This window comes from Gilliamella sp. BG2 (assembly GCF_046635645.1).
Taxonomy (GTDB): Bacteria; Pseudomonadota; Gammaproteobacteria; order Enterobacterales; family Orbaceae; genus Gilliamella; species Gilliamella bombi.
In genome coordinates, this window is sequence record NZ_JBIDFF010000021.1 from 19,211 (window position 1) to 41,912 (window position 22,702).

General features: G+C 34.2%; 19 protein-coding genes and 1 pseudogene. 6 read left to right on the forward strand and 14 right to left on the reverse strand.

What is annotated here, in order from left to right; genetic code table 11:
* The first annotated feature begins 65 nt into the window (after positions 1–65).
* Positions 66–653, forward strand: coding sequence for an NADAR family protein (locus ACGH6Q_RS09330; RefSeq protein WP_296300396.1), 588 nt, complete (start codon positions 66–68; stop codon positions 651–653).
* A gap of 236 nt (positions 654–889) precedes the next feature.
* Here ACGH6Q_RS09330 and ACGH6Q_RS09335 read toward each other — a convergent pair whose 3' ends face one another.
* The 8 genes from ACGH6Q_RS09335 to fdnG all read right to left on the reverse strand — a co-directional run bounded on the left by ACGH6Q_RS09335 (position 890) and on the right by fdnG (position 10,859).
* On the reverse strand, positions 890–1,684 hold the full coding sequence (locus ACGH6Q_RS09335) for an ABC transporter ATP-binding protein (protein ID WP_296300398.1): 795 nt from the start codon (positions 1,682–1,684) through the stop codon (positions 890–892).
* 2 nt (positions 1,685–1,686) lie between these two features.
* Positions 1,687–2,631: an ABC transporter permease gene (locus ACGH6Q_RS09340; RefSeq protein ID WP_065560857.1), complete on the reverse strand. Its 945-nt coding sequence runs from the start codon at positions 2,629–2,631 to the stop codon at positions 1,687–1,689.
* Positions 2,632–2,692: 61 nt separating this feature from the next.
* On the reverse strand, positions 2,693–3,670 hold the full coding sequence (locus ACGH6Q_RS09345; protein WP_174798939.1) for an ABC transporter substrate-binding protein: 978 nt from the start codon (positions 3,668–3,670) through the stop codon (positions 2,693–2,695).
* Between the two features lie 259 nt (positions 3,671–3,929).
* Positions 3,930–4,889 (reverse strand): ABC transporter substrate-binding protein, encoded by a 960-nt coding sequence (locus ACGH6Q_RS09350; RefSeq protein WP_296300401.1) that lies wholly within the window; start codon positions 4,887–4,889, stop codon positions 3,930–3,932.
* 198 nt (positions 4,890–5,087) lie between these two features.
* Entirely contained in the window at positions 5,088–5,996 is a 909-nt protein-coding gene (gene fdhE, locus ACGH6Q_RS09355; RefSeq protein WP_296300403.1) for a formate dehydrogenase accessory protein FdhE, read from the reverse strand.
* Between the two features lie 118 nt (positions 5,997–6,114).
* Entirely contained in the window at positions 6,115–6,807 is a 693-nt protein-coding gene (locus ACGH6Q_RS09360; RefSeq protein ID WP_065590251.1) for a formate dehydrogenase subunit gamma, read from the reverse strand.
* Positions 6,800–7,774, reverse strand: a complete 975-nt coding sequence (gene fdxH, locus ACGH6Q_RS09365) for a formate dehydrogenase subunit beta (protein ID WP_065590252.1) — start codon at positions 7,772–7,774, stop codon at positions 6,800–6,802. The genes ACGH6Q_RS09360 and fdxH overlap by 8 nt, the downstream gene beginning before the upstream one ends.
* 16 nt (positions 7,775–7,790) lie before the next feature.
* Positions 7,791–10,859 (reverse strand): formate dehydrogenase-N subunit alpha, encoded by a 3,069-nt coding sequence (gene fdnG, locus ACGH6Q_RS09370; protein ID WP_411592670.1) that lies wholly within the window; start codon positions 10,857–10,859, stop codon positions 7,791–7,793.
* Between the two features lie 546 nt (positions 10,860–11,405).
* On the opposite strand from fdnG, the gene ACGH6Q_RS09375 reads away from it, so the two are divergent.
* Positions 11,406–11,963, forward strand: a complete 558-nt coding sequence (locus tag ACGH6Q_RS09375; protein WP_174798935.1) for a molecular chaperone — start codon at positions 11,406–11,408, stop codon at positions 11,961–11,963.
* 149 nt (positions 11,964–12,112) lie between these two features.
* Positions 12,113–12,940: a 4-hydroxybenzoate octaprenyltransferase gene (ubiA, locus tag ACGH6Q_RS09380; protein WP_065590253.1), complete on the forward strand. Its 828-nt coding sequence runs from the start codon at positions 12,113–12,115 to the stop codon at positions 12,938–12,940.
* A gap of 175 nt (positions 12,941–13,115) precedes the next feature.
* On the opposite strand, the gene rpoH is transcribed toward ubiA, so the two are convergent.
* From rpoH to ftsY, 4 genes and pseudogenes are all read right to left on the reverse strand, one after another.
* Positions 13,116–13,976: an RNA polymerase sigma factor RpoH gene (gene rpoH / locus ACGH6Q_RS09385; protein WP_411592671.1), complete on the reverse strand. Its 861-nt coding sequence runs from the start codon at positions 13,974–13,976 to the stop codon at positions 13,116–13,118.
* A gap of 196 nt (positions 13,977–14,172) precedes the next feature.
* Entirely contained in the window at positions 14,173–15,141 is a 969-nt protein-coding gene (gene ftsX / locus ACGH6Q_RS09390) for a permease-like cell division protein FtsX (RefSeq protein ID WP_065590255.1), read from the reverse strand.
* Positions 15,141–15,800 carry a cell division ATP-binding protein FtsE gene (gene ftsE / locus ACGH6Q_RS09395; protein WP_034911799.1) on the reverse strand — a complete coding sequence of 220 codons (660 nt, stop codon included), beginning with the start codon at positions 15,798–15,800 and terminating at the stop codon, positions 15,141–15,143. Before ftsE ends, ftsX begins: the two co-directional genes overlap by 1 nt.
* Positions 15,801–15,808: 8 nt before the next feature.
* A pseudogene (gene ftsY / locus ACGH6Q_RS09400) lies at positions 15,809–16,732 on the reverse strand (signal recognition particle-docking protein FtsY); the annotation flags it as partial.
* A 587-nt stretch (positions 16,733–17,319) separates the two neighbouring features.
* Between ftsY and ACGH6Q_RS09405 the strand changes: the two are divergent.
* Positions 17,320–18,501: an efflux RND transporter periplasmic adaptor subunit gene (locus ACGH6Q_RS09405; RefSeq protein ID WP_411578790.1), complete on the forward strand. Its 1,182-nt coding sequence runs from the start codon at positions 17,320–17,322 to the stop codon at positions 18,499–18,501.
* Positions 18,473–20,470, forward strand: a complete 1,998-nt coding sequence (locus tag ACGH6Q_RS09410; protein ID WP_411592672.1) for a MacB family efflux pump subunit — start codon at positions 18,473–18,475, stop codon at positions 20,468–20,470. The genes ACGH6Q_RS09405 and ACGH6Q_RS09410 overlap by 29 nt, the downstream gene beginning before the upstream one ends.
* 103 nt (positions 20,471–20,573) lie before the next feature.
* Here ACGH6Q_RS09410 and ACGH6Q_RS09415 read toward each other — a convergent pair whose 3' ends face one another.
* Positions 20,574–21,287, reverse strand: coding sequence for a DsbA family protein (locus ACGH6Q_RS09415; protein ID WP_065626249.1), 714 nt, complete (start codon positions 21,285–21,287; stop codon positions 20,574–20,576).
* A gap of 14 nt (positions 21,288–21,301) precedes the next feature.
* A complete protein-coding gene (locus ACGH6Q_RS09420; RefSeq protein WP_034911797.1) occupies positions 21,302–21,571 on the reverse strand; it encodes a YihD family protein in 270 nt (89 codons plus the stop codon).
* 144 nt (positions 21,572–21,715) lie between these two features.
* On the opposite strand from ACGH6Q_RS09420, the gene mobA reads away from it, so the two are divergent.
* Entirely contained in the window at positions 21,716–22,303 is a 588-nt protein-coding gene (gene mobA / locus ACGH6Q_RS09425) for a molybdenum cofactor guanylyltransferase MobA (protein WP_065608956.1), read from the forward strand.
* Positions 22,304–22,702 lie beyond the last annotated feature (399 nt).

A 22,702-nucleotide genomic window follows, 5' to 3' on the forward strand; every position in this document is an offset into this window, starting at 1 on the left:
AATACTCCTCCATAAAGCGATTTCGAAAAAAATATCTTATGAATTTTTAAAGGACTATTTTAACTATGAAATATAATCAACCCGATGTTTTTCTAAAAATTGTAGATATTGATGAGTTATGCCAACGTTATAAAACAGGAGAAAGATTTAAATATGTATATTTTTGGGGACATAACCAAAGAGAGCCTTCGTCTATAATTACAAAATCTTGCTTTAGCCAATGGTACCCTAGCGGATTTACTGTTAATGATATTTATTATGCTACAGCTGAACATTATATGATGGCAGCAAAAGCAAGATTATTTGAGGATAAAAAAATATTACAAGAAATCCTTAAAGCTAACAATCCAGGCCTTGCTAAATCATTGGGACGCCAAGTCAGAGGATTTGTTGATAAAATATGGGATGAACAGTGTTTATCTATTGTTATAGAGGGTAACTTCGCTAAATTTTCTCAAAATCGACAATTAGCTGATTTTTTATTATCCACTCAACAAAGAGTTTTAGTTGAAGCTAGTCCCACTGATAAAATTTGGGGAATTGGTTTAGCCCAAGATGCACCGAATATAGATAACCCATTGACATGGCAAGGTAAAAATTTATTAGGGTTTGCTTTAATGGCAGTTCGACAAAAATTAAAAATGTGTTATTAAAAATGGCTAATTAGAATTCTTGGATTTGTTTTAAGATTAAATGATTGTTAACTTAAAATTATTTCTTTGATGTTATAGAATATTTTATGCTCAAACATCAATAGTTTTATTACAATTTGTAATAAAAAGTAAATATAATGGCTTTATGAATAACAAGATATGACCAGAATAAAATTTGCATCAATAAGTTTGGAAAAGCAATATTTTTGATAGAAATATTGCTTTTTGATTTATTGTTAACCTAAAAGTAATGCATCATCGGTAACTTTTTCACCACGTGTTTTTTCAAACATATCTAATAAATCCGTTACAGTTAATTTAGCACGTTGTTCTCCAGATACATCAAGCACAACTTGTCCTTGATGAAGCATTACTGTTCGGGTGCCATATTCTAATGCTTGTTTCATAGAGTGAGTCACCATCATTGTTGTTAATTGGTTTTTTGAAACAATTTCATTGGTTAGCTCTAAAACAAACTGTGCAGTTTTAGGATCAAGCGCTGCGGTATGTTCATCAAGCAATAATATTTTAGATGGTTGTAAAGTTGACATTAACAAACTAATAGCTTGTCTTTGACCTCCAGAGAGTAATCCCATCATATCTGATAATCGATTTTCAAGACCTAAATTTAAAGTAGCAAGTTTTTCTTTAAATATTGATCTGATATTTCGATTAAGAGCTGAAGATAAGGTAAAACGATATCCTCGGTTATAAGCTATAGCGAGATTTTCTTCAATAGTTAAGTTTTCACATGTGCCAACCATGGGGTCTTGAAATACACGAGCAACCATACCAGCTCGTTTCCATGCTGGCCAGCGAGTGACATTTTTACCATTAATAGCAATTTTTCCTGAATCAGGAAGTAAATCGCCACTAATCACATTCAATAAAGAACTTTTACCTGCTCCGTTACTACCAATTATGGTAACAAATTCACCTTCACTAATATTCAGGTTTAGTCCTCGTAATACATGATTTTCAATTGGTGTACCCTGATTAAAAGTTAATTGTAATTGTTCAACTTTAATCATGCTTACTTACCTCTTATTTTTGCGTGTTTTTTTAATTGCTTAGGCACAACAAGAGCCAGCACAACGAGTATCGCCGTAATGAGATTTAAATCTTCTGTTCCAACCCCGATTTCTTGTAAAAACTCATTACTAAGTGCAAATGCAATAAATAAACGATATAAAATAGAACCAACAATAACTGCTAGCATCACAGCCCAAATTCGTTTAGCGGGGAATAAGCTTTCACCAATAATAATTGATGCAAGACCGATTACAATTGTACCAACACCAATGGTGATATCAGCCCCACCTTGTGTTTGTACAAATAATGAACCTCCGAGAGCAATTAAACCATTTGATATAGCCATACCAAGAATTGTGACTCTTCCAGTCGGAATGCCTTGCGATTTTGCCATTCGTTGGTTAGTGCCAGTTGCTCTTAAGGCCAATCCCATTTGGGTATTTAAAAACGCATTGAGTAAAGCCCAAAACACAATGACAAATCCTAAAGCCATAAGAGGTTGTACAATATATTGGTTGCTGTAATCTTCAGCAATAAATGGTGAAAATATAGTTTTGGCATCAAGTAAAGAAAGATTAGGGGATCCTGCCATTCTTGATGTTTCATCCATAATATACGGACCAACACCTAATATTCTTAAATTGATAGAATAGAGTCCTATCATTACAATAATACTTGATAATAATTGAAGAATATTGAGTTTAACATACAGTATTCCTGTCATTGCTCCAGCAAGACAGCCAGCAAACATACCTAACAACGTTGCAATCCAAGGATCGATACCAATATAAATGCATAATCCACATATCGCTCCACCAAGTGGAAAACTTGCATCAGCAGTAAGATCTGGGAAATCAAGTAAACGAAACGAGATAAATACACCCAAACTCACCAACGCATAAATAAGCCCAATTCCAATTGAGCCTAATAAGAATTCAGAAGACATGAAAAAAATCCATAAAAGTTAACCGCCAAAGTTGGCGGCTTAGTTATAAAAAAAGTAAAAATTATTTTTCAACAATTTTGGTAGCTGATTTTAATACATTTTCAGATAATATAACACCTTGGCGTTCAGCCGCTTTTTTATTAATTGTTAATTGAGTAACATTACCCACTTGTGGTGGAATATCACCAGGATTTTCGCCGTTAAGTATACGGATAACAATTTTACCAGCTTGGCGACCAAGATCATAATAACTCATGCCTAAAGCGGCAATAGCACCACGTTCTGCCGATTCGGGATTGGATGCAATAAGAGGAATTTTACTTTCATTAGCCACTTTTGCTAAAGCTTCATAAGCAGAAACCACATTATTATCGGTAGTAGTATAAATCATATCTACCTTACCTTTTAAACTTCTAGCCGCGGTAGATATATCAGAAGTACGTTGCGCAGGAGCGGCAATAATTTTCATACCCCGTTTTTCTAGCTCATTTTGTAATTGTTTTAGTATGATTGTTGAGTTAACTTCGCTAGGGCTATAAACATAACCAATGTTTTTAGCCTCAGGTTTTATTTTTAGCATCATATCGATTTGAGAATCTAGTGATAAGGCGTCAGATACACCTGTTACATTTGTCTTTGATGCATCCCAACTCGGGGTTAATTTTGCTGCTACGGGATCGGTAACGGCAGTGAAAACAATAGGAATAAGTTTTGTTGTAGCAACTAATGCTTGCGAACTTGGCGTGGCAATCCCTACAATAACATCTGGTTTATTTGCTACAAATTGTTTAGCAATTTGGGCTGCATTTGCACTACTACCTTGTGCGCTTAAAAATTGTAACTTTAAATTTTTTCCAGCAATATAACCACTATCTTTTAACTCATCCTCAATACCTTTACGCACATTATCTAATGCTGGGTGTTCAACTATTGCTGTAATGGCAACAAATTTTTGTTCGGTTTTAGACTCAGCGAAAGAATAAAATGTTGCTAACGATAAACTAAGTAATATACAAAGTTTAATGATAGAATTACGCATAGAGCACTCCTGTAATGTTTTTTTTACAATCAAGCTAAATATTGATTTACTATAAAGCAAAAAAAGATAATTTTCTAGTATAAAAACAGTTATTTGTGTAAATTTTTTATTACACTTTGTCGGTGATTTGATGTTAACTTGGTAAACTTGATTAATTGATGTTAATCCAGTTATTGGATTACTGTAGGTTATATTTTTTTGCTCACCTAACTACTAAGTGAGCAAAATTTTTAATTAATTTTAGTGAAGTAGGGCTTAATTATTTTCCTATGATTTTGTCTGCAGATTGAATTATCTCAGGAGGCAAAGCAACCCCTTGTTTTTTAGCTGCATCAGTATTAACAACAAGGCGTAATGCTTGCCCTATTTCTGGAGTTATACTTCCTGGTTTTTCACCTTTTAATATGCGCACAACAAGCTTACCTGATTGGCGTCCTACATCATAGTAGCTCATGCCGTATGCAGCAACGGCTCCTCGTTCAATCGCATCAGGGAACGATGCTAAAAGAGGAATTTTATTTTCATTTGCAAATTTGACTAATGACTCATAGGCTGAAACAACATTGTTATCGGTTGTCGTGTAAATTAAGTCTACTTTACCTTTTAATGTATTGGCAGCAGTTGAAATATCAGCTGTTCGTTGAGCAGGTACCGCAATAAAATTAATATTTTGTTGAGATAAAAGAGTTTGTAGATTTTTTAATACCACGGTTGAATTAATTTCACTTGGACTATAAATATATCCTACTGATTTAACATTAGGTACAATTTTTTTCATAAATTCGATTTGTGGACCAATTTCTTGATAATCTGATACACCAGTAATGTTTGTGCCAGCAGGTTGCCAATCTTTAATTAATTTAGCGGCGATAGGATCGGTAATTCCAGCAAATACAATAGGAATTTGTTTGGTCGCTGCAGCTGTTGCCTGTGCACTTGGTGTCGCAATTGCCACAATAACATCAGGTTTTGCTGCTACAAATTGCCTTGCAATTTGAGCTGCAGTAGCACTACTTCCTTGTGCACTTTTGTATTGGACAGTTAAATTCTTGTTTAACGTATAGCCGCTGTCTGCCAATTCATCTTTAACACCATCACGGATTTGATCTAATGAAGGATGCTCAACAATTGCCGTAATGGCCACATTTTTAATTGTATCTGCAAAACTTAAAAAAGGTGTAAGCAATAATATTGTTACCAATAAAATAAAACGTTTCATGAATTAAACTCTCAAACTAGTACAATAGTTTAATTCTAGCTTTATTAATCAAAAATGTGAAGTTGTATTTTATTTAATTGATGATCATGTTACAAAATAATCGTTATTGTAAAATAGTTAAATAATTAATGTGCTTTGAATGAATTATTTCATATTCGATATAATGCCTATAAAACCATATTATCAGTATCTTTGTTTTTATTGAGCAAATATAAAAGGATTTATCCCGCTTTTAGCAAACCCTTCTTCTTCGGTTTTGATATCTAATATCAGCGAAGCAATATCATCCGCGATGACTTCAATATGAGGATCTTTATCTTGATCAAATATTTTTAAATAGCTATGGCAAGCATCACAACACTCGGTTTTAATTGCAGCGAGTTCTTTTTCTAAAGAGAGGTATTGTATGTCTTTCATATTATCGCAGCAGGTACATTTAATTCTAGGTACATACCATTCACTTTCACATAAACTGCAATGTAAATAGCGTAAACCGTTGTTACCGCCTAATTGAATAATACTAGCAGTAGGCATACTATTACAAACTGGACATAACCAAAGTTTATCTGTATTTTCTGCGATAGCTTTACTTTTAATTTGACTCGCCAATTGGCAATAATAAACAGATAATGATGACCAAATAAATATTGCTTCATTACCATCAACCTTATCAAATTCTCCTTTAAGCAAATGTAATGCTTTATTTTGTAATTCTAAAGCGCTATTTTTTTTAAGCTGTTCAATGACTATAGCGATTTGCTGCGTGGTATCAGAAAATGAGTCGAGTAATGGAGTAAAGTAATCTTGCCAAGTATCTTTAAGAGGTAAATTATCTAAACTAAGTGGAGGATATTCGCTATTTAATAAACACGTTACATCAATATCTATAGGCTGATGTTTAATTAAATTGGCTTGTTGTTCAGCTATAATTGCACAAAAATTCAAATAATCACTAATTGGATTATTGTTTGCAAGAGTTTTTAAACGTTCTGCTCGATGAGCATAAAGTGTTTTAGGTGATGGATAAAATAGTAACGGGATTTGTCTAATAACTGAGTTTGTAGCTTGTTGTTCAAGTTGTTCTTGGGGGATAATTTTTATACTCATTATAAATGCTCATTGATTGTGATTTTATTCATCACTGCTTTTTATTTTTTTACTATTAAAATGACACCGCTGATAGTTACTATCAGCGGAAAATACCATTATAGATGCAGGAAAATTACTATGCTGGTTTATGTTTAATATCTGTAGATTCTTCTTCAGATTTGGCCTTTAACCTTAGTTCATTTTGATAGATCTTTTCCATTTCTTCTTCATACCAAGTTGAATGATTTTTTTGTGCCCAAGCACGCGAAACATAGCCTGTTATCATCCCTTTAATGGAACCTTTAACCCAAATAGCCATATAAGCATGACCAATTGCAAGCAGGATTAAGCCAATTGCAGCAAGAGAATGAAAAAATATCGCAATACGGACAACTGGAACAGAAAAATTATCCGCAAAATAACGGCGCCACATGATGAGACCTGTAACAAATAAAACTAAAATTAACCCCATAATGCACCAAAATAAAAACTTTTGTCCTACATTATATTTGCCTATTGGAATGCCTCTTTCTTTGCCCAAAATGACATGTTTAAAGTTTTTAATCCATAAAAGATCATTTTTATTTGGAATATTATGGTGAGCGAGTTTTATAAACATAAACATGAGTAAAACAAAAACAATGCACCCTAAAAATGGATGCAATGCTCTTACTAATTGTGGCGTACCAAGAAATAATCCAAACAGTTTTATAGATGGAAAAAATAAAGATAAGCCAGATAGCGCAGTCAGAATAAACAGACAGACCATACACCAGTGACAGAAGCGAACAATAAGTGGTGTTCTTAATATCATGCTTTTCTTATCCATGATGATTCTCCTGTTGTGATAAATTAGAGTCAATTTTCTGTTCTAAAACAGGCAAGCCTAAACGCTTTCGAGCTTGTTTATCTGCTTCTTTTTCTTCTTCAATGTCATCTTCATCAACTTCAATTGCACCAACGCCCATGTAATGGAACAGCAAACCACTAAAAGTTGCCACAAATGCAGCTGCAGATAATGGTTTCCAAATACCCTTCCAAAATCTGACAATTTCACTAATTTTAGGGTTTTTTGGTAAGCCGTGATACAATTCTGGCTGATCTGCATGATGAAGAACATACATAACATGTGTTCCCCCAACTCCTTGTGGGTCATAAAGACCAGCATGTTCAAAACCACGTTTTTTCAAATCTACAATTCTGTGTTCAGCATGGCGAATCATATCTTGTTTAGTACCAAAGTGTATAGCGCCAGTAGGACAAGTTTTAACGCAGGCGGGTTCTTGACCAACAGCAACGCGATCGACACATAATGTACATTTATAGGAGTGATTATCTTCTTTACTAATTCGTGGAATATTGAACGGACAACCTGCTACACAGTAGCCACAACCAATACAGTGCTCCGATTGAAAATCAACAATACCATTAGCATATTGAATGATAGCACCTTCTGATGGGCATGCTTTCAAACAACCAGGATCAGAACAGTGCATACAGCCATCTTTACGAATTAACCATTCAAATTTTCCATTTATCTCGACTTCTGAATACCGCATTACAGTCCATGCTTTTGGCTCTAAATCGGCAGGATTATCATAAACACCAACAGTATTGCCAACTTCTGCACGAAGGTCATTCCATTCGCTACAAGCAACCTGACATGCTTTACAACCTATACAGGTGGTCACATCAATAAGTTTTGCAACTTCTTGTTGATAGTCCCTAGCTCGTGGCGCTGGAGTTAAAGCATTAGTTGCTGAGCGGCGTATAATATCTTGAGTTTGTAATGACATAATTTATCCTCCCATCTTATGCCGCTGTAGTAACTTTTTCGATATTGACTAAGAATGATTTATATTCTGGTGTTTGTGAATTTGCATCACCTAAATGTGGCGTTAATTCATTAACCAAAAAACCTTTCTTTGTCTGACCTGTGAATCCCCATACTATTGGGATTCCAATGGTTTCGATCTCTTTACCATCAACAGTTAAAGTTGGAAGACGTTTAGTCACAACTGCTTTAGCTTTAATATAACCTCGATGAGAAGTGATTTTAACCGTATCACCTAATTTGATTCCTTTTTTGAGGGCAAGATTTTCACTTAACTCAACAAATTGCTCAGGTTGAGTAATTGAAGCTAGCCTTGCATGTTGCGTCCAAAAATGGAAATGTTCAGTGATACTATAAGTGGTACCAACATAAGGAAATTCGCTAGCATTCCCTAAGCGAGCCAAATCTTCTTTAAATGCGCGAGCTACAGGGCTGCTGACTTGATTTGGATGCAATGGATTATTACTAATAGGTGTTTCAAACGGTTCATAGTGCTCTGGGAATGGCCCATCGACTAACCGATTTAAACAAAATAACCCACCTAAACCATCATTATTCATGATAAAAGCACCAGCCCCACTACTTGGTGGTAATGTTGCTGTAAAATCAGGTACATCATTGCCTACCCAACTTGAGCCATTCCATTTAACTAAAACTCGTTTAGGATCCCATGGTTTACCATTTTCATCCGTTGAAGCACGGTTATAAAGTACTCGTCGATTCATCGGCCACGACCACGCCCAACCAGCATGAACGCCTTTACCAGATGGATCGCTTGGATCACGCCTTGCCATTTGGTTACCTTGTTCTGTCCAACAACCACAGAATATCCAAATACCCGATGAGGTTGTACCATCTGCTTTTAATTGTGAAAAACCACTTAGTAATTGACCTTTTTTAAGAATAACATTGCCATTTTCGTCGGTTATATCAGCAAGTGCTCGTCCATTATAATCTTTGGCTAATTCCTCAGCCGCTGGGCCTTCTGGCTCCTTATAATCCCAAACTAAGTTTTCAATTGGCTCGTAATAAGCACCACCTTCTTCAGCATACAGCTCTTTTATTCTCAAAAAGATACGCGCAATAATTTCAGGATCATATAAAGCTTCATAAGGCGGTCTTGCTGCTGCCCAGTGCCATTGTAGCCAGCGAGATGAGTTAACTATTGTACCGTTTTCTTCTGCAAAACAGTTTGATGGCAATCTAAATACTTCGGTTTGAATTTTGCTAGAATCTACATCATTAGATTCGCCATGGTTTTTCCAAAACTCAGCTGTTTCTGTTGGCATTGGATCAATGCTCACCAAGAATTTTAAGTTAGATAAACCTTCGCGAATACTATTTTTATCGGGAAGTGCAGCAAGTGGGTTAAAGCCCTGACAAATAAAGCCATTGGCTTGACCATCACGCATCATTTTGCTAAATCTTAAAACATCGTAGGTTTTATCCCATTTAGGTAACCAATCAAATCCCCAATCGTTATCTTTAGTCGATTTATCACCGTACATTGATTTCATAAAGCTGACAAAGAATTTTGGATAATTCCCCCAAAAATTCACTTCGCTTGGACCAAGTGGTTTTGGTGTTTTTTCATCTAGGTACTGAGTAAGTGAAACTTGAGAATCTTTTGGTAAATCAAGATAAGCAGGCAGGCGATTTGATAATAAACCAACATCAGTTAAGCCTTGAATATTTGAATGTCCACGTAGTGCGTTAATACCTCCGCCCATTACGCCAATATTGCCTAAAATAAGCTGAATCATGGCAGCAGTACGGATAATTTGTGATCCATAAGTATGCTGAGTCCAACCTAATGCATATAAAAATGTGGCTGCTCTATCGTTAGTTTTAGTGCTAGCAAGTGAGCGGCAAACATGCAAAAAACCTTCAATAGGACTTCCCGTTATTTTATTTACCATTTCGGGTGTATAACGTTTGACATGCTGTTTTAATAGATTCCATACACAACGGGGATGACTTAGTGTTTTATCCCGAAGAGCATAACCGTTGTCATCCTTTTGATATGCCCAACTTGCCTGATCATACTGTTTGGTATCAGCTTCATAGCCACTAAATAGCCCTGTAGCTTCATCAAAATTAAAATCATCACGAACAATTAGGCTTGCATTACTATGAGTAACTAAGTAGTCAAAATTAACTTCGTTATTGGTAATAAGATAATTGATAATACCAAGTAGAAAAGCAATATCAGAACCTGAGCGAATAGGTACATACAAATCAGCCACTGAGGCTGTTCGATGAAAACGAGGGTCAATGGCAATTAGTTCAGCACCATTATTAATTTTTGCTTCTATAGCCCATTTAAAACCAACCGGATGAGCTTCAGCTGCATTTCCCCCCATTACGATAACAACATTAGCATTTTTGATATCATTCCAGTTGTTAGTCATGGCGCCGCGACCAAAAGTAGCCGCTAAGCTAGATACAGAAGGACCATGACAAACTCTAGCTTGGGTTTCAAGGCTTAACATACCTAATGCGCGAGCAACTTTGAACGCTAACCAACCTGTTTCATTACTAGCTGCTGAGGTAACAAGCCAGCCTGTTGTTGTCCAGCGATTGACTGTTGTGCCTTCCGCATTTTTTTCAACAAAATTTTTATCTCGATCAGCTTTCATTAAACGAGCAATACGATCAATGGCTTCATCCCAACTTATTTGTTGCCATTTATCTGAACCAGGGGCACGATATTCAGGATATTTAACTCGTTGTTCACTTTTTACATAATCCAGAACACCTGCACCTTTAGGGCAAAGAGAGCCTCGACTAACAGGATGATCGGGATCTCCTTCTACATGGAAAATAGACGATTCGGCATTTTTAGCCCCATCGCCACGGCTATATAGCAACATACCACAGCCAACAGAGCAGTAAGTACAATTATTTCGAGTTTCTTTTGATTTCAATAATTTATATTGGCGAGTTTGAGCAAGCGCTACATTTGGAGAAAAACCAAGCGTAGCTACCGTTGTTCCAGCCATACCACCAGCACAGATCTTAAAGAACTGCCTACGGTTAAATAGCATATGGACTCCTTAAAAAGCTGACATTACGTTTTAATTTATTATATTGGAAGCGATTAACATCCTTACTAGCTGTAATGATAATCTTTAATCAAATGGAAATAAAGGGATAAACAGATATGAATTTATAAACTTTGACATATGTCAAAAAATAAAATAATGACAGCTTAATTTATGTTTAATATGGTGAAAAATTATATTAATATAAAAAAGTTTCAGGTAACACTACGTTTAAGTATAAAAATTTATAAGGCAGTTAGACAACTGACCATAAAGCGTCTAACCAAATTAGTGAAAGTTATTTTTTCTTAATGATATAATTGCCATATCTCTTACCAATTGAGAAGAAATTAATTTTTTTATGTATATTCATTACCACCGTTTCTCAAATTACTGCAAATAATACGATTAATTTCTACAATATGGTTATTAACCATTGTTTGATATGGCTAAAAACATAAAGGAGGGTTATCATTAATACAAAAGTTCAGCAGCTCTTGTCTCTTTATTGTTTTTAGGCGCAAAAAACAAACCTTCAAGGATATTTATTTGGATAACATAACCAGAATCACATTAGCAAAATTACTTAGTACTTTTTTTTATTATCCACCAAATAATAAAGTTACTACACCATTAATACAGGCATTATTGCATATTGATGATTTAGTCAAATGGTTAAACCCTTGTATTATTTCTGAACAGTGCAATATATTAGCAAATCACATTGATGACTCAGAACTTAATTATCAGTTTTCGTTACTATTTGAAGGTCAAGGAACAATGCCTGCACCACCATGGGGATCATTTTACCTTGATAAAGAACATTTATTACTAGGCGAATCACAAGAATGCTACCGCCAATTTCTGCAGCAACATGGTTTGACACTCAATACAGGAATGAACGAACCCGAAGATCAATTTGGATTAATGCTAATGGCGTATGCCATGTTGCTTGAAAATAATAACTATACAGCAGCAAAACAGTTAATCAATGAACATTTATTGATCTGGTCTTCAACCTATTTAAAAAGACTAAAGCAAAATGAGATAAGTCCATTTTATCGGGCATTAGCTATGATTGCTGATCAATATTTGCAGATGCTTTAATTGTATTTTCTATTTTTTGAAAAAATAGTTATTTTCAGGTAAATGATTATTTTACTTAATGCTGAATTGTAACTTGTCATACTGTAACATTGCAGCTTTTATCTTAATCGGTATAATCCATGCTATGCTTTTTTCAAGGTAAATAATTAATGCTAGCCTATTTACAACTAATGCGATTAGATAGACCTATTGGCTCATTGCTTTTACTCTGGCCTACCCTTTGGGCAATTTGGCTTACGGGACACCCCTCTATTTACATAACAATTATTTTTATACTTGGCGTATTTGTAATGCGCTCGGCAGGTTGCGTAGTGAATGATTATGCTGATCGTCATTTTGATGCACATGTTGAACGGACTAAAAATCGCCCACTGGCTCGTGGAGCATTGACAGAAAAGAATGCATTATGGACGTTATTTGTATTATTATTTATTGCTCTTTGCTTATTGCTAACTTTAAATAAACTATCATGGTTGATAGGTTGTTTTGCGTTATTAACTGCGCTGATTTATCCTTTTATGAAGCGTTATACCCATTTACCTCAGATCATCTTAGGTATCGCATTTAGTTGGAGCATTCCGATGGTGTATGCAGCAACTATTGAGCAGTTCCCATTAACCTGTTGGTTGCTTTTCTTTGTTAATATTTGTTGGACAATTTCCTATGACACCGAATATGCGATGGTTGATCGCAACGATGATGTAAAAATAGGTATAAAATCCACTGCCATCTTATTTGGACGTTATGATAAATTAATCATTGGATTATTACAGATAGCTTCTATTATTGGTTTATTATTGATTAGTTTAATCAACCAACTATCGTTGATAGTTTATATTGCTTTATTACTAGTTACAGCATTATTTATTTACCAACAATGGTTGATAAAAGATCGAGAAAGAAATAAATGTTTTAACGCATTTATGAATAATAATTATGTTGGTTTGATTGTTTTTTTAGGTCTCTTTTCTGTTTAAAAATTAAATCACTACTATAATTTACAGATTGATTCAATCGAAAATATAACTTAATCATATCTGTGTTTATTTTATATCCTTTTATTTCATGAGTTTAAGTTATAAAAAAAACCTTACTTTTTTAAAAGTAAGGTTTAGGAAGTTAACACTAATTAAAAAATTATAAATGAAAAAATTATGCTTCAATAGCAACTCTTAACTTTTTCATTGCATTTTTTTCAAGCTGGCGGATACGCTCTGCTGAAACACTATATTTATCGGCTAAGACCTGTAAAGTTGATTTGCTTTCATCAGAATCTAACCAACGTGCTTTAATAATATCTTGGCTACGTTCATCTAATTTTAATAATGCATCATGTAGCCTATCTGTCGCATCATTTTCCCAATTATCATTTTCAATTGATTTTGAGAAATCAGAATTGCTATCTTCTAAGTAAAGTGCCGGTGCAATAATTGAATTATCATCGTCATCATTATCTATATCAAATGACATATCTTGTGCCGACATACGTGATTCCATTTCAAGTACATCTTTACGACTTACACCTAATTCATCTGCTACCATATCCACTTCTGCATTACTGAACCAACCTAAACGTTGTTTAGTCTTTCTTAGATTAAAGAATAGCTTTCTTTGTGCCTTCGTTGTTGCAACTTTAACAATACGCCAATTTTTTAATACATATTCATGGATTTCAGCTTTTATCCAATGCACAGCAAATGAGACCAAACGAACACCCATTTCAGGATTGAAACGACGTACTGCTTTCATCAAGCCAATATTACCTTCTTGAATTAAGTCAGCTTGTGGTAAACCATAACCCGAATAACCACGGGCAATATGCGCTACAAATCGTAAATGAGATAAAATTAACTGGCGAGCAGCATCTACATCATCGTGATAATAGAGTTTTTCACCTAATGATTTTTCTTCTTCTGCAGTTAACATTGGATAGATGTTAATCATGCGAAGGTATGATTCTATATTTCCTTGTGGGATTAAAGCACCTACTTGCATTTTTAAATCAGTACTCATTTAATTCCCCCCTTAAATAATAAATTTCGTTACATTAAATATGTAACAATAAAAACGTTAAACTAGCGTTTATTACAATATTAGACCAATGAATTATAAATTAGTTCACTATTTTAGCTAAAATACTTAAAATGTTTTACTTAATATTAGCCTTTTATTAAATTGATATATATCTTGGCAATTTATAGCAAAATAACTAGACAATTTGTGCTATTTTTAAGTATTTCTTAGTCGCAATCAACGATGAAAGCCACCCAATACTAGCTGTTATAAGGACAATCAATAAACTCTCATCCCATAATAGCCCTTCAATATGAATTATTGTTCCAAATGTATCAGAAACATTCAACATAATTAACTCTATTTGATAAATAAATATTTCCGATAACACTAACGCTATAATAGCGCTAATAAAACTAATAAACATTCCACTATAAAGAAATGGACGCAAAATAAATCCTTCTGTTGCCCCAATTAATTGCATAACCATAATCGTCTGTTTTCTAGAGAATATATTTAAACGGATGCTATTACCAATCACAAGAGATACAGCTATAATCATAAATATAGAAATAATCCATACGATAGATTTAACCATATCAGTTAGTGCTGTTAAACGAGTAAACCAGCTATCATCTAATTTTATATCATCAATACCATCAATGGTAAGCAATTCTTTTTGTAATCGATGTAACACAGCTGTCTTTTTTGACTCATCTTTAGGAATAACAATTGCTACTGCAGGTAATGGATTTTCATCTAGCAAATCGAGTGCATCACTAAACCCAGACCACGTTTCGAATTCTTCTTTTGTTTCATCTTTGGAAAGATATTCAACCTGATCAACTTCATAATAAGATTTAATTTTAGCAATCAATTCTGTTGTTTGTTCTGATGTTAATTCTTTATTGATATAAACTGTCAAACTGGGAGTTGGATTCCATTGCTGTGCAGTTTGACTAGCGTTTTTCCAAAGTAAATAGCTGATAGTTGGTAAAGTAATTGAAATAGCAATAACAAAAATGGTCAGTAATGAAGCAATAATATGCTGAGAAAAGTCATTAAACGTGTTACGCCAAGCATAACCGATTTGTCTTATCCAGCGAGAGAAAAAGCTATTTTCATTCTTCTTCGATTTACTAGGTTTGATATTAGTTAAGCTCATTAATTTTTAATCTCTAAACGTCCCTGATTTAAATGCAATATTCGATGGTGCTTGCGTCGTATCAGTCCCATATTATGCGTTGCCATCAAAATCGTTACACCAGCTTGATTAAATTCTTCAAAAAGCTTTAAGATATCTTTTGATAGTTTATCATCTAAATTACCTGTGGGTTCATCAGCAAGCAAAACACTAGGACGATTAACAATAGCGCGAGCGATACCTACTCGCTGCTGTTCACCACCAGATAACTGTATTGGATAAAATTCCATCTTATTAAGTAATCCAACTTTATCCAGTGAAGCGGAAACTCTTCTTTTAATTTCTTCAGCTGGTTTACCTAAAATAATTAATGGAATAGCTACATTATCATAAACAGTGTGATCCATCAGTAATTGGTGATCTTGAAAAATCATACCAATTGTGCGACGTAGAAATGGCATCTCTTGGCGTCTTAAACTTGAAACATCAACGCCATTTAACAACACTTTGCCATCATTCGCTCTTTCTAACCCACAAATTAATCGCATTAACGTACTTTTACCAGCCCCTGAGTGTCCAGTTAAAAAAGCCATTTCACCAGGTAATAAAGTGAAGCTAATATTTTGTAGTGCTGGTTTACCGCCAGAATACACTTTACTTACACGCTGAAATTGAATCATGACACTCTCTAACCATCTGTTTCATCAAACAAAGCATTGATAAAATCATCAGCAACAAAAGGCCTTAAATCTTCAATTTTCTCCCCGACACCAATATAACGAATAGGAATATTAAACTGATCGGCAATACTAAAGATAATACCCCCTTTTGCAGTACCATCTAATTTAGTTAATGTCATCCCAGTGACACCAACAGCCTCATTAAATAGTTTGGTTTGGCTAACCGCATTTTGACCAGTACCAGCATCAATAGTCAACATAATTTCATGGGGTGCTGTTTCATCGTGTTTCTTAATTACGCGTACTATTTTTTTTAACTCATCCATTAAATGAGATTTATTTTGTAAGCGCCCTGCAGTATCGGCTATTAATATATCTATTTTTTTTGCTTTTGCTGCTTGTATTGCATCATAAATGACAGAAGCGGAATCTGCATTAGTATGCTGAGCAATAACAGGAATATTATTTCGTTCTCCCCAAACTTGTAATTGCTCAACAGCCGCTGCCCGAAAGGTATCACCCGCCGCAAGCATAACCGATTTGCCTTGTTGTTGAAATTGACGAGCCAATTTGCCAATTGTTGTTGTTTTTCCAACACCATTAACACCAACCATCAATATTACAAATGGTTTATGGCTTTCTATATCAAGGGGCTTATCTACTCCATCTAAAATAGATTTCATTTCCTGTTTTAAAAGATCATGTAATGCATCAGCATCTTTTAGCTCTTTTCTCGATGCTTGTTTAGTTAAGGAATCAATAATTTTTTGGGTTGTGTCAAAACCTACATCAGCAATAAGTAACTGCTCTTCTAATTCTTCAAATAAAGCATCATCGATCCTTTTCCCTTTAAATAAACTAAGAAAACCTGAACCAATATTTTGTTTAGTCTTAAAAAGACCTTTTTTTAAACGAGAGAAAAACCCTTCTTTTTTTTGTTCAACCATAAATAATTATCCCATAACATTTTCTAAGATCATTTTATCTTATTTTAGAATAAAGCCCAATGTATTCAATAAAAGAGACCATTCTTGTTCTTTTGTCAGATTTTTTTCTAATTACAAAATGTAGAAAAACACTAGGTTGTTTACACTTCAAGTTAAAATAACCCTATAAAAACTCATAAATTATTTTCCTCGCAATCATTTTATGCAGTTTAGCCATATTATAATAGTTAATAAATCACTTAAAAATTTGTTTTTTATTTTTGAGTTGCTAAATGTTTATTGACAATACCACATCTTCATTTGAGTACGTATCACTCTTTTTACTTTTCCACTTATTTGTGGATAGGTAGGTTTGATCAATTTTACTTTTTTTATTCATGTTTATTACAATAGTTCCTCAAATTACTATAAACAACACGAATAATTTCTATAAATTAGTTTAAAATTTAAAATTTAAAATTTCATAATTATTACAATTTATTAATAATAATTATCAATATCATTTTTGTTATTACGGTAAAATGTTAAAATTATAATAAGAAAATAAAGGGTGAAAAAAATTGTTAAAATTAATGAAAATTAAATATTTAATTATAGCTACTATCTTCTTTACAATTATTTATATTGTATGTTTATTCATATCTCATTCAGAGCCTACAGCTAATTATATTACCTCACCAGTTACCAAAGGTAATATTGAAAAAACCGTACTAGCTGATGGAACAATTAGTGCTTTTAAACAAGTTAGTGTTGGTGCGCAGGTTTCTGGACAAATTAAAAAACTCTATGTTGAGTTGGGCGATGAAGTTAAACAAGGCGATATGATTGCTGAGATTGACGATCTCAAACAAAGCAATGATTTAAAACAATCTGAAGCGTCACTTAATAGTTTAGAGGCACAACGTGAGGCAAAAAAAGCGAGATTAGTTAACAATCAATTAACCTATGATCGCCAGTACAAACTTGTTCATAAAGGCGTTGGCATTCAATCGGATTTAGATGCGGCAAAAGCCGAACTCGATGCAATCAAAGCCGATATTGCAGCACTTGATGCTGATATCGTTAAAGCACAAATTGCAGTCGATACCGCCAAAGTTAATTTGGGATATACTAAAATTCGCTCCCCTATCGATGGAGTGATTGTTGCAATTCCAGTCAATGAAGGACAAACTGTTAACTCTGTTCAAAGTGCACCAACCATTGTTAAAGTCGCACAACTTGATAAAATGACCATTGAAGCGCAAATTTCTGAAGCCGATGTGATCAATGTAAAAAAAGGAATGCCTGTTTATTTTACTATTTTAGGTCAACCTAATAGACGCTTTGATGGTTTAACATTACGGGCTATAGAGCCTGCACCAGACTCAATTAATACTGAAACAACCTCGTCAAGCTCATCATCAACAACAAAAAGCGCAATTTATTATAATGGATTATTTGATGTAGATAATCCCGACCATGTGTTAAGAATTTCAATGACAGCGCAAGTTTATATTGTCTTGTCTGAGGCAAAAGATGTACTAACCATTCCATCTCAAGCAATTCAAAAAAAATTGGGCAATAATAAAGCCATTATTTACCTGTTAGATAAACATAATGAGATCGAAGAACATGAAGTTACTTTGGGTATCGATAATAATGTCAATGTTGAGATAAAATCGGGGATTAAAGAGGGTGATATGGTTGTGGTCAGTGGCACTAATGGTGCTTCACTAGGTGGTAATAATGCAAGAGCCCCAAGGATTCGATTCTAATATGGTCAATAATATACCTCTTATTAAGCTTGAGAATATTGTTCGTGAATTTCCAGCAGGCGATACAACTATACAGGTTCTTAAAAGCATAAATCTAACAATTAATGCTGGTGAAATGGTAGCGATTATTGGCGCATCAGGATCGGGTAAATCCACTTTGATGAATATTTTAGGCTGTTTAGATAAACCGACCTCAGGCACTTATTCTATTGGAGGACGCACAACAAGTGAATTGTCACCTGATGAGTTAGCTCAGTTACGCCGAGAGCATTTTGGTTTTATCTTTCAACGTTACCATTTATTAAATGCACTAACCGCACAAGGCAATGTAGAAATTCCTGCTATTTATGCTGGTGTTACCAATGAACAACGTCAAAAAAGAGCGAACGAAATTTTAACACGTTTAGGGCTTGCCGAAAAAATCCACAATAAACCTAACCAGTTATCTGGAGGTCAACAACAGCGGGTCAGTATTGCCAGAGCCTTAATTAACGGTGGACAAATCATTTTAGCTGATGAACCAACGGGAGCACTTGACCGTAAAAGTGGTTTAGAAGTGATGGCTATCTTACAAGAGTTACATCAACAAGGTCACACTGTTATTATTGTTACCCACGATTCAAATATTGCCCAAAGTGCCCAAAGGATTGTTGAAATTAGTGACGGTAATATTATTTCTGATTCTATTAACCCTAATTATCAATCTAAACAAAATGATAATCGGCAAGTTAAGCAAATCGAAGCAACCAGAACCCAAGATAATCTACTAGCAAAATATTACCGTTTTCGAGATGCTTTTAAAATGGCCATGCTATCAATGCTTTCGCAGCGATTACGGACATTTTTAACCATGTTAGGCATAATTATTGGCATTGCCTCGGTAGTCTCTGTTGTTGCATTAGGACAAGGCACAAAGCAGAAAATTTTATCTAACATTAACTCATTAGGAACTAGCACGTTAGAAATCTATGCAGGATCGGGCTTTGGTGATCGTAATGCGGATAAAATTACTACATTACGCTCATCAGACGCAGATTTTTTGGCGCAACAAAACTTTGTCCACAGTACTACCCCTAACCTTGCAACCAGTGTTTATTTCCGAATTAATAATTTAGCAGTAACTGGAACAGTAAATGGTGTAGGAGAGCAATTTTTTGCGGTTCGTGGTTACACTATTTCTCAAGGAAAATCTTTTGATGAAGCAAGTATTATTGCCTCAGCACAAGATGCAGTGATTGATGACAATACTGTTAAACGGTTATTTGCAAATCAAAACCCAATTGGAAAAATTTTAATGGTTGGACAGTTACCAGTAAGAATAATTGGTGTTGCAACTAAACAACAGCAAGGATTTGGTAGCAATGAAAGCCTGAATGTTTGGTTACCTTATACTACCGTGATTAACCGCATAGTAGGTCAAACTTCGTTAAAAAGCATTACAGTACGTGTTAAAGATAATGTTAATTTATCTGTTGCTGAACAAGCTATTAATCGAATTATGTTACAACGGCATGGTACAAAAGATTTTTTCATCTTTAATTCCGATAATATACGAGAAACAATCAACTCATCCGCTTGGGTAATGACGTTATTGGTTTCGGCTATTGCGCTGATTTCCCTCGTTGTTGGCGGTATTGGTGTGATGAATATCATGTTAGTATCAGTCACAGAAAGAACTCGAGAAATTGGCGTACGAATGGCTGTCGGTGCTCGATCAAGTGACATATTACAACAATTTTTAATTGAAGCTGTATTAGTATGTTTAATTGGCGGAACAATAGGTATTGTACTCTCGTTTGCCATTGGCTTTATTTTTAATTCAGTTGTTACATCATTTGCAATGAATTTCTCAGCAATAGCTATTATAGCGGCATTTAGTTTCTCAAGTATAATTGGTATTATTTTTGGTTATTTCCCTGCTAGACGGGCTGCTAAACTCGATCCAATTTATGCTTTAGAGCGAGAGTAACAATTGATATAATAAAAAATCCCATTGCACAAAATGATACAATGGGATTTAAAACGTCAAAAATAAGGGATTAACTTATGTTGTTTCTAAACTTGTTAACCATTTATTTTTTATCAGAATGCGCTTTTTCTTCTATTTTTGCATTAGGATCTAACCCTGCTACAAATGCAGTAACTCTTGCATAATCATTAATAAATGCATCATCACTAGTTACATTAAGTTGATTTGCTATGATAAAAAACTTACGATTAACAATAACCGTAGGGATTGAATCTGGTTTCATCTCTTTAATCGCATCTGCTTGTTGTGCCATAAATGATTTAACCAAAAAGCTATCTTTTGTTTTATCATACACTTCATTACTAACACCTAATTTTTCAAAAACAGCTTTAATGTCATCTGCTGTTTTTATTGTTTTATCTTTTTGAACCGCATTATAAAGTGCATCTGAAGCTTTATCTTCTATACCTAGTACATTAGCCACAGCCCATGCTTGCGCAAGATCTTTAGCTAATGGTCCAAAATCTTCTAAATGGTAGCGTTTGAATTTAACACCTTCTGGTAAAGCCTTGCTAATAGTTTGAGGACCTTGATTTTGAATTTCAAATCTAAAACAGCTTGGGCAATTAAACGAAAAGAACTCAATAACTTCTTTATCTGGCGATGGATTAGTTGGTAGCGCGGCATATTGTTTACCTAATTCAATCGGCTCAAATGCATTCGCTGAGGTGTCGGCTTTAGTAATAGTTGGGCTTTCATTTGCAAAACAGTTTACAGAAAAAAGCAAAATACTAATTGCGATAAGTGTTTTTTTCATTTTAATGATTCTCCTTATTCTTTTATAATCCCACGAGCTTTTAATAATGCGGTTTTAAAATCTTCTTCATAATCTTTTTTTAGACCTGGAATAACATCATTCTTATCCGAACCTCGCATTTTTAAATGATAAATTAAGACTTCATCACTCAAATCTTTTAATTCACCTTCAAAACCAGCCTCTTGACCTAATTTAGCTAAAAATTGTAATAAATTAAGATCAGAATCGCCTTCCCATGCGGGTTGCAATAATTCCATTACTTCATCAATACGATGACATTTCATAATTGTTACCTTTAGTAAATCTTCAAACCTTTCGAAGATAATGATAATTAAGCAATCATTAAAAATGATACGCTACGACTTGCAATAACTTTACTATATAGTAATGTTATTTTGTTTTTTCGCAACGTAAAAGAGAAATAATTTATGGAAAAACCCTCTATTACTGCAATCATTCTAGCTGGAGGTAAAAGTACCCGCATGAATGGCAACGACAAAGGACTGTTATTATTACATCAAAAACCACTTTATCAACATGTCATTGATTGCATCAAACCTCATGTTGATGCAATCATGATTAATTGCAATCGTCACACTGAACAATACCAAAAAGCTGGTTATCCTATATTTAGTGATGACCTAGCAGGATTTTGTGGACCATTATCGGGGATTTACAGCGGTTTATTACGCAGCAAAACCGATTGGAACTTATTTGTCAGTTGTGACACGCCTTTTTTGCCAGCTGATTTAATTGACCGTTTAGCTGTTTATACGGCAAATAACAGCGCTATTTATCCACATGATGGACAATACTACCATCCAACCATTCTACTTATTCATAAAACAGTTACTCAACAACTAAAAATCTATTTAGAGCAAGGCGAACGCAAGCTGATGCTGTTTTTAGAACAAATCAGTGCTAAATCGGTTGATTTTAGCGATAAAGCAGTTTGTTTTAGCAATATCAACACGCTAGAGGTGCTTAATTCATTTAATCAGAAAGAAGATAAATAATCATTTATTTTCATAAAAAATAGGGTGTTAGCTTTAGGACATTTTGGCTTTTGCAGAATGATTAATATTGCTGATAACATCTAAAACACAAACACACCCAACAGCCAAGTTTGGCGTGCTAGCTTTACTTAGTTATCGGTATATTTTGGCGCTCTGATAAGGCAAGCATATTAATATTGTGGTGCTATAAGTGTGTTTTTTACTTTAAAATCGTTCAGGTAGACTATTGATTTTATTGAACTTTTATTTGCATTTTTAAACAAAATCAACCGTTTATAGGATAGTTTTTTATTACATTGAATTTGGCTTTTTAATAAAAGCGCTTTTGTTATTTGATAATAGCTATTAATAACAGCTTGTTAATAACAGTCAGTTAATAGCAAAAGCGCAAGCTTGAAA